This is a genomic window from Bacillus cereus (assembly GCF_007678085.1).
GTDB classification, from domain to species: Bacteria; Bacillota; Bacilli; order Bacillales; family Bacillaceae_G; genus Bacillus_A; species Bacillus_A cereus_BE.
In genome coordinates, this window is sequence record NZ_VEDW01000010.1 from 42921 (window position 1) to 53098 (window position 10178).

The following is a 10178-nucleotide window of genomic DNA, read 5'->3' on the forward strand; positions in this document are numbered from 1 at the left end:
ACCTCCTTTCAAGATTCTTTCTTTTTACGAAAGATATACGTTACTCTAATATGATTGCCGTAATCTGAATTATTTTCATCTACTTCAATAGAAGTGGAAACGACATCGTTTTTATCGATTAACGAGTTAATCATTTCCTTTTCGTAACACTTCTGTTCTTCTTCTAACTTAAAGTCATTTATTTCAACTTTTTCACCGTTAAAATCAACTTTATAACTCATCGATTCAACTCCTTCAAAGTTTCTTCCCTAATCTTCTGCTTCTCTTCTTCCGATAGGCCTAATATACTGTTGTCAACTGAAGGAGACATAACGCATTTGCATTCCACTCTCTCTTTAGCAGATAGAGAACTATCACGAGGAAACATACATCTCTCTCCAGAACCAGGCAGTTCAAACTCTTCCTCTACTGGAACCGTTGTACCGTCATACGCCACATGATTATCACGAGGTTGGTTATTCTTCGAACCGCTATGACGCCACTTCTTACCCGTAACAGCAGGGGATTGGCGATATGATTCAAATTGTGAAGCAGAACATGCTGCAAGGACTTCTGTCTGCGCTGTCCTCTTCGCTCTTTTACGGTCGAATTCCGGAAGCTTCGCAAGTTCTCTCGCAATTTCCTTTATGCCTTTCCCCTTCTCCAATCCCTCGTTTAAAATACGCTCTACTGCTTTGTGAGAGTTAACCTTCATGATCTTTCCTAATTCATCCGACCAACTGTCAATCCACTTTGTAGTGCGTTTTGAGAAGATATTAAACTGGATATCTGGGTCAATTGCATCCATGAAAGCTTTTGTCATGTCTTTCATTGTGTAATTAAGAAACTTCCTTGCTGCTTTGCTCAAGCTTTTAGCAAAGGTATCAGCTCCAAATAGGCTACCGGTGACAAAGTCGATAATATCCTTTATCTTGATACCCTTCTCTACAGCATCCTTTTTCTTATAGTTCTTAATCCCATCAATAAAGTATTTCTTCTGCTTCCGAAGTAGTTTAGCAATTTCTTTTTCGAATTCCTCAACGTATCCTGGTAACATATCCAATACTTCCAAATCAGCAGGTAGTGAAGTAGTGAAATCATCAGCACCAGCCTTCTCAATCCACTCATTCAATGAAGTTAGCAGTTTATCAATCTTCTGCATCTTGCATCGACTCCAGTAAGTCTCTTAAATCTTTCATAATCATGACTATGTCAGCAGGAATATCAGATTTCTGAATAGGTTCTGTTGTTTTTTGCTCAGATACTTTCTTAATTGCTTGTAGTACGAGTGCAATAGGCTGATTCGCTTCTTCCATTTCGAACGATTCAAGATTCTTGTTTAGAACTTTTGAAGCCAACTCACGTAAATCATTAAACGTAACGCCGCCATACTTACATAAAATATCAAGTATTTTCGCAAGATCTTCAGTGTTACTGATTTCCGGCTTACGCAAGTTCACATATACGTGTTTTAACTCATATGGAAGCAGGAGAATGTTATTTATGATGAACTCAAGTGAATTTCTTTCCGGTTCAAATACCTGTTCTTCAGTAATCTCTCTTGCTGCATCAGCAGTAGCACGGTTAAAATCTCTGCTATAACCTACATAAATATCAGGTAAACGGAAAGCTGATTGTACCTTTTGGCGTGATTTATCATCATATTCAAGGAATAAAGCATCATTTTGCAGAATGTCCGCTAGTGATTTAAGCTCTATATCTACGTTAGGTCTAGGTTCACCAACAACTTGTTCTTCGTCACTTTCAATTTGCAGTAGCAGGTATTTATGTTGGTTATCTTCACCTTCAACATTTGAAACATAATCAGCAATCGCTGCTTCACTTTCTTCTGAAAGAACGCCATTCTTTAATAGGATAGCCATCGGGATATGTCTTCCTTGTTTAAAATAACGAAGGTTTAGCTCTTCTGCTTTTCTAGCGCCAACCATATGAACTACATGTGATACCCAACGTGGAATGCCATAAGGACCGTTTCCTATTTTCAAATGAATTACCTCAGTTGCGTCTTTAGGGCCAAGTGATTTATCGCTAAATTCACCAGTTTCTTTATTCAAAAACCGTGGATCGCCAAATTCTTTAAAATAAGTAACGCTGGCCCCGACCTGTTGGACATAACGACGGAATATTTTTTTTCGTTTAATAGTTTTTCCATTTATGAAATAGGTTACTTCTTGTGGTTTATCATCTTTACGTGTCACCCTCATGTATTGTGGTAACATATTGATCAATTCAGCAGGTTTACCCTCTAAATTACGAATCACTTCAATATAGCCATTTCCAGTTGTTTCCCTATCATCAATTCCAGTTTCAAGAATTTCTTTGAATGGCTTTTCGAAACTAAAAAATGGAATGACTTCTGTATCTACATACGTCCATTCCGATTTCATTTCATTTGTTTCGTCTATATCATTCTGCTTATACTGCATTTCATGACCAAATCCAGCAATATTACGTTTATACGCATCTATGCATTGACCTAAAATTGTACTATTTTCTTTAATTTGCTGTAAGTCTTCTATTCTATAAGGTGGTGTAATGATACCGTTAATTGCATTCTTTTCTTTTTCATCCTCTTGTTGTCGTGATAACACTTGAGCGCTTGTACCTGCTGCTTTAATCACTCTAGCGCTAACCTGTCTTTTCCTCGTCATTAAGCTGCTTCACCTCTTTTCTTTTTCTTCTTTTTACGTAATCCAAATATGATTGTGTTAATGAAGTATCTCGTTTCATCCATGTGATGGTCATTCTCTTTTAGAGGTTTATCTTCACCACGTTGTATTGCTTTCTCATCCCATATATAAGAAGCAAATTCTTTAAATGTCTCAACGCAACAATCGTTAAAGTACGCTCTGCCAGTATTAAGCGCTATACCAACGTTCCCTATTCCTTCTTTCACGTTGTTACGAGCTTTATATACTTTTCTCTTATTACGCATCAATACAGCAATAAATGAAGCAGCAGAAGGGTCAACTACAGTTCCCTTGATTGGCAAATCACCAACGAATTCTTCATAGTCTTCGTAGTATTCCTGGTCTGTTTTCTGTTTCTCTGTATCACGGCCACTATAATGGTACTCTTTGATTTTGTACCACACTTCTTTGTCTCCATCTTCAATACATTTCCCCCATAATCCATACGCCATAGCGTTCTGCGTGCCGTAGTCACAGGACACATAATACTCAACGTAATTACGATCAATAGAAGTTACCTTGTGAACTTCTTCTTTAAACATATCGAACACAAGACCAGAAGCAGCTGCCCATAATCCTAAAATGTACCGTTTGAAGAAAACCCCACTATATAGCTTGTAATAGCGTTGTTTTGTCTTCTTAGAAAGGGATAAGTTATCATCCATAGTAAACTTCAGATGCAGTAAGTTCTTTTCCTTACGTTTATCCAACCACTCTAATTTGAACCAGTGATACGGTCCTGCTGGGTTACAGTTAAACCATATTTTCGAACCCTCTACAGAACAACGACCTGTCGCCTGATCTACGAAACTGCGAACCATTAGCGCTACCTCATCGAAGAAGCAGCCGGCAAGAGTAATCCCTTGAATCAAATCCTGAGAGCTTTCATCCTTACCACCAAAGATATAGAAAAAATTCGTTACTCCATCTTTAGTAATAGAAAGCATATTCTCACTTCGGTGGTCCTTAACCTTATATCCACGGGACTTTAGCATCTTCTTGAGTGGCGTTATAACGTTACGACGGTGCGAACCAATCGTTTTCCCACACATACCGAAGTTCTCGCCTTCGAATGATTCCATTGCCCACATAACATAGGAAAGAGCCATCGAAACTGTCTTCCCAGCACGAATGGAACCATCACAAATAATCCCGTCATACTCTTTAACGGGACTGTTAGGCTTCCACCAGGTTAATACTTTCATCTGCTTCTTGGAGAATGGCTTAAATTTGAATGGAGCAGGTTTCTTTTTACGCTTCGGAATCGTCGTCATAATCATCCCACGCTTCCTCTACCTTACCTTCTAGCGCTTCTTTGAAACCGTCGTCTTCGTATTCCTCACCATCTTCACCTTTAATACGAGCGGTATCAGCTTTCGTTTTCTCTATATCTGCTTTCAATTTATCTAGCTCTAATCTTCTCTTATCATCAACACTCGCTAGCCTATCGAATCTTTCTATAAGCTGTGATAATGTAGTCATTGCTCTCGATTGTGCATTTAAGAAGGTAGCATGTTTGTCCCAAGCGAATTGGATTTCCCACTCTTCTTCAAATCCACTCTCAGTAACTTTATTCTTTCGTAGTTCTTTTGTTGTATCTTCTTGGTATTTAACAAACATCAATCTCTGCGCCCTAATAATGGCCGCGTATTGAATCGTTATATTTTCCCATAACATATCAATTGGATTCTTCTCCATGATCTCAGCAGCTAAATCAGCTACGTCTTCTGGGAAATGTTTACGGAAGAAGCCATGCGTCATAGCGTTATGATTCCCTTTTGGTGGACCATGCCCTACAGCATTCTTATTACCATACTTTGGGTTCTTGTTTCCCGAATTCCCCACTGCATTCTTATTACCAATGGGTGCACCTGTTTTCTTGGTTTGGGTGCATCCTTTTTCATCGTTTGGGTGCACCCCTTTCCGATTCCAACCATGCCTTTTTCTCCAGGACTTAATTGTATTAATACTGACCTCATATTTCTCAGCCAGTTCCTTGTACTTCATACCTTGCATGTAATCTTCTTGAGCTAACTCGTGTTTTTGTTTCACTTCATATCACCCACCACCTTCTATATTAATAGGAAGAAACTCGTTATAACTCCCTCTCATGGTAATCCCAAATTTAGTATTGAAATTCTCTAAAACTCGTTGTATTATATTTTTGTATTTTCTCAGTTCCCAAGCCGAGAAAACATCATCACTTCTGAAAAGGGCCCGAACTCTATCGGGTTCTTTTTATAAAATTAAAAATATCCATTGTATGAACACTTCATGTTATTATGGTAAAGCTGTATTAATTCAGATTGATATGTAGGTGAGGCTAATGGAAAATAAAGAACATGAACAAAAGTACGATCTAAGTAAGGTATACACATACACAGAACATCCTGATAAAATCAGCGGTCGCTGTGATAATTGTGGAAATACCGCATTCAAAAGTTCCGTTAAAAATTTCATCTATTTAAGAGAATGCCGTAAATGCGGCATGAAGAAAAGTATCTAGCCCCGCATCGGGCTTTTTTCTTTATAAAATAAAAAACACCCATTTTGGATGTTTTTTAACTACAAATAGCTTTCTTCCATCTTTTTTAATTGTGACCAATGAGTATTCAGTTTCCCGTTAGATACATCATCGGCAGTAATCATCAATCTTTGACCTTCACTAATTTCATGGATAAAACCATTTCCTGTATCCAATAGCCATTGGTTAATATCAACGCCTATCAAACCACAATCCGCAACTACTTGCGCGGTAGTAGATACTCCTAACACAAGAATCAATTCTTTATCTTTAGTGAAACTGATTGCATCATAACTCCCTAATCTAGGGTACTCACAAACCGTTAGATTGTCATCGCTATAAATAATCTTGTTCGTCATTTTCTCCCCTCCTTTCACCCAATAATCATTCGACAAGTTTGAACAATATCCTTTATAAAATAAAAAGCAGCGGATTCCCTACTGTAATTGTTCAACTACCTCTTTAAATAACTGTTGTCCTTTTTCCGGATATCTTTCTAATCCACCATCAGCAAAGTATTCACCTTCACTATTGATTATCTCAATTAGTACTTCACCCTTCTCCCAAACCTGCAAAGAGAATGCTACACATGATTCAAATTCTTTTAACGCTTCTTCTCTGTCTGTGGTAGCTAACATAATATCCGTATCGGCATGGTCCCACATCACAACTGTATAGATCAGCACGAAATCACCTCAAAAGAATCATATTTTAAAAAATCCATAACGAAAACTAATTTATGCAGGGAAATTACATATTCATGCGAATGACTGCTCATAATGTATCTTATGTAAACAAGGTTTTCGGGAAATATGCTGTTATATCAACGTTTGTAGTACTTTTGAAAAATATCATTATAATTTCTTTTATGCATCGTTGATTTTACGCTATTTTCACTCTTAAACCACCGTTATTTCCTGCATAAACTTCACTTTGTTAACTATCTCTATTTTTATTCGAATCTGTGACACTATCGGTATGTTATAGGTGTTACGCAATCCGTATGTCATATATGAGAGCGTCACACAATCAAACAAGGAGGTTTTACTATGAAAATCAAAAGGACAGAATTAGAAAGCGGAACGATCACTTCAGAATGGGAATTAGATATTGTTGGTTTTACCTTGGCTATCGCTCAACTAATCCAAGCTCTCCACCTAGCAGGAATCATTTGATTCTTGCTTTTTCTTTTCGTTCGTTGTGTTCGTTTGTTTTGTTAGCCCCATATAAGCCACCCTGTTCCCAACCCGACTAAGAAGACAGGAATCCCTATAGGAAGTAGCGCTTTGAAAAACTCCCACTTGTAGTACCAAATAAGTTCTAAAACATCCTTAAAGCTTGTTGGACCCCACATTCCCCCCACCCCTTATCTTTCTTTAACAACAAATAAGCCACTAAGCCGATCACGGCAGCGCCTACGATAATTGCTATTGGTTTAATCATTGTCATCAGCGATTAAATGTTCAATTCCTTTTAGCCCTTTATCATCAACACAAAGTTCCATCCTTCTAAAAATCTGAATCACATCATCTAATGTTTTGATTTTATTTGCATCAATTTTATGTGGATGTGTAGATTTCATCTCCAATACTTTTGTTTCATCCATACTTCATCCTCCTATTCAAATGTCCATTTTGTTCAAATCTATGTTTAATGTGTAATTTCTATACAACAAAGAAAAAAGCACCCTCAATGGATGCTTTTAATTAGTTAATCAGTATACGGATGACGTTGATGTTCTTTACATTCACGACATACATACCATGCTTGCCATTCTTTCCTTACTTGATCGTCTTTCATTACTTTCTTTTCAAATGGTTTTTTATCAGAAACAATATCACACATACCATTACAATACAGACAAGATTTCACGTTTCGCTTCGTTTTATGAGATGTACCACTAACCTTTAGTCCATCCCCCCAATTTGAGACCAATTGCGTTCCATTTTGATTTTCTTCCCCTGCTAAAAGCCCTGAAAATTTACCTTCAAATTTTTTCATTTTACGCCGTTCCCTTCGAACTTATTTACTTTCATTATTAATTAAACGCTTTGATCAATAAAAGTCAATAACATTCAATAAGGAAAACAACAAAAAGCCATCACCGAAAGGTGACAGCTCTTGAAGGGGAAGAGAGATAACAAATGGCAATAAGTATCTCTTCAAGCCTCAGGTATTCTAGATACTCTCAGGCTTCTCCAAGCCACCGCATCATATAATTTTCTAGCTATCTTAGCTACGCGCTTTACGTTCGGTGACTGGGAGAAGACTAAGAATCTTCTCGTTTATACTCCGTAGAGCTGGCTCAATACTTCAGCTTTTCACCTTTGCTGGCCAATATCGAATTATAAAGGATTTATATCAAGACGTAAGTGTTTCTTCCGACGCCTTGTTTGAACCAATACACTAAAGGGACGGAAGGGGAATGTTTCCGTTGTATTGGCTCAAACAAAGAGTGGAACTCTTTGCCCTCGTTTTGGTCATTAATAAGAATCGTGAGTAATTACTAATGTACGAGATCACGTATACTGTTTTAGAACTTTAGAATGCAAGTGTTACTCATTTAAGAGCAACCACCCCCATTCCATTTAAAATAAGGTCAAGAAACGACATATTAGAGAGAAATAGACTTATATTTATTATCAACTCAGAGAGCAGGACAGCCTCTAAGCTGATTGATAAATACAAATTAGAAACAGTATGACGAATGCGAGTTATCTCACACCCGCCACACTGGAATATGTTATTGTAATACATTCATTGGTCTTTTCGTCTTAACGCGGGTTCGTACCGCCTTGCCCGCCCTACTATGCGGTATACGTTACCGTGACATTCTCGCATAAGAACGTTTCACTTATAGGTGTACTAATCCTCTTCGCTATGCGGTTGTCAAAGGGCTTGTACATATAATTTATAATTTTTGTCATTTTATTTAGTCCCCCAAAAAGTTCGCATTTTGACCGCGTTTTGTTCGCTATTTTTAGATGATTCCAAGTGCTGTAGCAATCAATTTAACCGCACTCTGCTTCTTCTCATAGAAATATGTCTTCTTGAGTAGCAGATCGTGATAAACATCTGAATCTTTTACTCTCTCATTCGTTAGAAACTTACGCTCAACGATTTTACGCTCATCCTCATCTAATAAATAGTTAAGCGCCTTCTCTACCTGCTGCACCTTCCATTTACTCGTATTCCTCGAATCACGTAACTCAGGGAACAAACTAATTCCTTCCTGCTCTACGTCATTACTAAATCGCATCTTGAGTGCTCTGTATTCCTTTAATACGCTTACTACTTCCTTTTGTACTTTCTTATCATCGATAGCCGGTAATAAAGTTAATTGTCTCTCCATGAAGGAATCCCCCTATTTCGTATTTTTCTTTTTACATTCAAATCAGGTACGTGAAATTTTACTATCTCTTTGTTGAATAAGGGAAACATGCATAGCGAGTAGCCCCCACCATCCACTCTGCATGGTTCCGTTATCCATTAAGCCTTTAATAATTTTCGTTTCTTGTTGGCCATCTTCTCTTTCGCTGCTTCAATGTTACTTGCTATCTTCTTATGGTCCTGATCAATCTGAATCATCCCATCAAACATAACCGGTGTTACTGCTTCATCAATGTATTGTAAGTAATCAACTGGTGCTCGTTCTGTCTGTTCTACTAAATACCCGTAAATATCAAAGTCTGCTCTTGATATAGACTTCTTCCCATTCGGTTGATGAGACATTCTTACGTAAGACTGAACAACTGATGCAGGTACAAGGAATACTGTTTGATCCTTACTGAACTCTATAAGGAAGAAACACACTGCGCCCATCTGCTCCGCTTTCTCTAAGTAATCTAATTGATGTTGTGCAATGTTACTTAAATCAAATCGAGTAAGACTCTGTGTTGACTTCGCTTCAAACGCTATCGCTCGTCCTTTATACACGCCGTCATAGTCTACTGTACTTTTAGCTTCATAGAATCCATTTAATACTCGTCCACCTGCGCTTTTTAACACCTTCACAGGAGTCGCACGCTTGTTTATAAGCGCCACTCCACCTCTCTGATACATTTCATTCGATAGATTAATAAGCTTTTCAAACGCCATTCCGCGATTACCTAGTCCCATTGTTATTCCTCGCTTTCTATTTAAAGGATTATTTTATTCGATTTCCACAAAACGGTAATTAATATATAATTAAACTATTCAAATCTTAGGTGGTGATACAAATGACTGAAACAATCCGAATTGCTCTTTTCACCCTTGTAGGAATTAGTGCTATATTTTCTGTAATTAAAGAATTTAAAAAACCAGAAAAAAGAAAGTTTTGGATTACATTCGAATCCTTAATTCTGCTCGGAGCAGCCTGGATGCTAATAGGACTTCTCATGTAACCTACATAATTAGTACACCCCCCTGAATAAAACTCAATATTATGTCAATAATATAGATGACATCAGATTTTCTCCTTGTTCCCCCTTGGAGAACCGAGCAGTTAGTTTTTTCTAGCTGCTCTTTTATTTATGAAAAAAGGTAAAATTCTTTATAATGACTCTTCTTTATTTCTCAATATAAGGAGCCTTGGATTTTCATTAACACTCCTGTAGTATATAAACAAAGAGTAAGGTAAGAGTTACTCTTTGCCATTTTAGAAGGGGTTCTGTTGGAGACAACAGGACCTTTTTTCATATAGAGATAGTTTTGTTTAATTTTTCACCATTAACCACAAAAAACATCTTATAATTGTTATATATTAAATTGAATAAAGTATTAGGAGTAGATTACATGCCAGTTACACTAGAACTTATTCTTTTCATTCTTCTAGCAATTTGTGCTGTTGGCTATTTAGTAAAGGAATTTCAAAAAACTAGGAAAAGAACACTTGGAATTTTCCTAGAATTCTTGGTTCTTTTCTGGTCAATATGGAGAATATCGACTATCATAATCTAATTTATAAAAAATGAATTCCTTCG

General features: G+C 37.2%; 15 protein-coding genes. 3 read left to right on the forward strand and 12 right to left on the reverse strand.

What is annotated here, in order from left to right:
- Window positions 1-8: 8 nt before the first annotated feature.
- The 5 genes from FS742_RS26350 to terS are packed head-to-tail and all read right to left on the reverse strand — an operon-like array spanning window position 9 to window position 4742.
- Complete coding sequence (locus tag FS742_RS26350; protein ID WP_144616304.1) at window positions 9-221, reverse strand: hypothetical protein; 213 nt, start codon at window positions 219-221, stop codon at window positions 9-11.
- Window positions 218-1141 (reverse strand): phage minor head protein, encoded by a 924-nt coding sequence (locus FS742_RS26355; RefSeq protein ID WP_144616306.1) that lies wholly within the window; start codon window positions 1139-1141, stop codon window positions 218-220. Before FS742_RS26355 ends, FS742_RS26350 begins: the two co-directional genes overlap by 4 nt.
- On the reverse strand, window positions 1128-2651 hold the full coding sequence (locus FS742_RS26360; protein WP_144616308.1) for a phage portal protein: 1524 nt from the start codon (window positions 2649-2651) through the stop codon (window positions 1128-1130). Before FS742_RS26360 ends, FS742_RS26355 begins: the two co-directional genes overlap by 14 nt.
- Window positions 2651-3970, reverse strand: coding sequence for a PBSX family phage terminase large subunit (locus FS742_RS26365; RefSeq protein ID WP_144616309.1), 1320 nt, complete (start codon window positions 3968-3970; stop codon window positions 2651-2653). The genes FS742_RS26360 and FS742_RS26365 overlap by 1 nt, the downstream gene beginning before the upstream one ends.
- Entirely contained in the window at window positions 3942-4742 is an 801-nt protein-coding gene (terS, locus tag FS742_RS26370; RefSeq protein ID WP_144616311.1) for a phage terminase small subunit, read from the reverse strand. The genes FS742_RS26365 and terS overlap by 29 nt, the downstream gene beginning before the upstream one ends.
- A 274-nt stretch (window positions 4743-5016) precedes the next feature.
- On the opposite strand from terS, the gene FS742_RS28140 reads away from it, so the two are divergent.
- Window positions 5017-5196 carry a DUF8096 family protein gene (locus tag FS742_RS28140; protein WP_144616313.1) on the forward strand — a complete coding sequence of 60 codons (180 nt, stop codon included), beginning with the start codon at window positions 5017-5019 and terminating at the stop codon, window positions 5194-5196.
- A 59-nt stretch (window positions 5197-5255) separates the two neighbouring features.
- Here the strand turns inward: FS742_RS28140 and FS742_RS26380 are convergent, their stop codons facing one another.
- Both FS742_RS26380 and FS742_RS26385 read right to left on the reverse strand, forming a co-directional pair.
- Window positions 5256-5573, reverse strand: coding sequence for a hypothetical protein (locus FS742_RS26380; RefSeq protein ID WP_144616315.1), 318 nt, complete (start codon window positions 5571-5573; stop codon window positions 5256-5258).
- A 78-nt stretch (window positions 5574-5651) separates the two neighbouring features.
- Complete coding sequence (locus FS742_RS26385) at window positions 5652-5900, reverse strand: hypothetical protein (protein ID WP_144616317.1); 249 nt, start codon at window positions 5898-5900, stop codon at window positions 5652-5654.
- Between the two features lie 363 nt (window positions 5901-6263).
- Here FS742_RS26385 and FS742_RS28145 point away from each other — a divergent pair, with 363 nt between their 5' ends.
- Entirely contained in the window at window positions 6264-6389 is a 126-nt protein-coding gene (locus tag FS742_RS28145; protein ID WP_260869693.1) for a hypothetical protein, read from the forward strand.
- A gap of 41 nt (window positions 6390-6430) precedes the next feature.
- Here FS742_RS28145 and FS742_RS27760 read toward each other — a convergent pair whose 3' ends face one another.
- The 5 genes from FS742_RS27760 to FS742_RS26400 form a co-directional block, all read right to left on the reverse strand.
- Window positions 6431-6568: a hypothetical protein gene (locus tag FS742_RS27760; RefSeq protein WP_186327221.1), complete on the reverse strand. Its 138-nt coding sequence runs from the start codon at window positions 6566-6568 to the stop codon at window positions 6431-6433.
- Window positions 6569-6649: 81 nt separating this feature from the next.
- Window positions 6650-6820, reverse strand: coding sequence for a hypothetical protein (locus FS742_RS27765; protein ID WP_186327222.1), 171 nt, complete (start codon window positions 6818-6820; stop codon window positions 6650-6652).
- A gap of 104 nt (window positions 6821-6924) precedes the next feature.
- A complete protein-coding gene (locus FS742_RS26390) occupies window positions 6925-7215 on the reverse strand; it encodes a hypothetical protein (protein ID WP_260869694.1) in 291 nt (96 codons plus the stop codon).
- Between the two features lie 979 nt (window positions 7216-8194).
- Window positions 8195-8566: an ArpU family phage packaging/lysis transcriptional regulator gene (locus FS742_RS26395; RefSeq protein ID WP_144616319.1), complete on the reverse strand. Its 372-nt coding sequence runs from the start codon at window positions 8564-8566 to the stop codon at window positions 8195-8197.
- Between the two features lie 137 nt (window positions 8567-8703).
- Window positions 8704-9333 carry a Holliday junction resolvase RecU gene (locus tag FS742_RS26400; RefSeq protein WP_144616320.1) on the reverse strand — a complete coding sequence of 210 codons (630 nt, stop codon included), beginning with the start codon at window positions 9331-9333 and terminating at the stop codon, window positions 8704-8706.
- 101 nt (window positions 9334-9434) lie between these two features.
- Between FS742_RS26400 and FS742_RS27770 the strand changes: the two genes are divergently transcribed.
- A complete protein-coding gene (locus FS742_RS27770) occupies window positions 9435-9599 on the forward strand; it encodes a hypothetical protein (RefSeq protein WP_042510721.1) in 165 nt (54 codons plus the stop codon).
- Window positions 9600-10178: the final 579 nt, after the last annotated feature.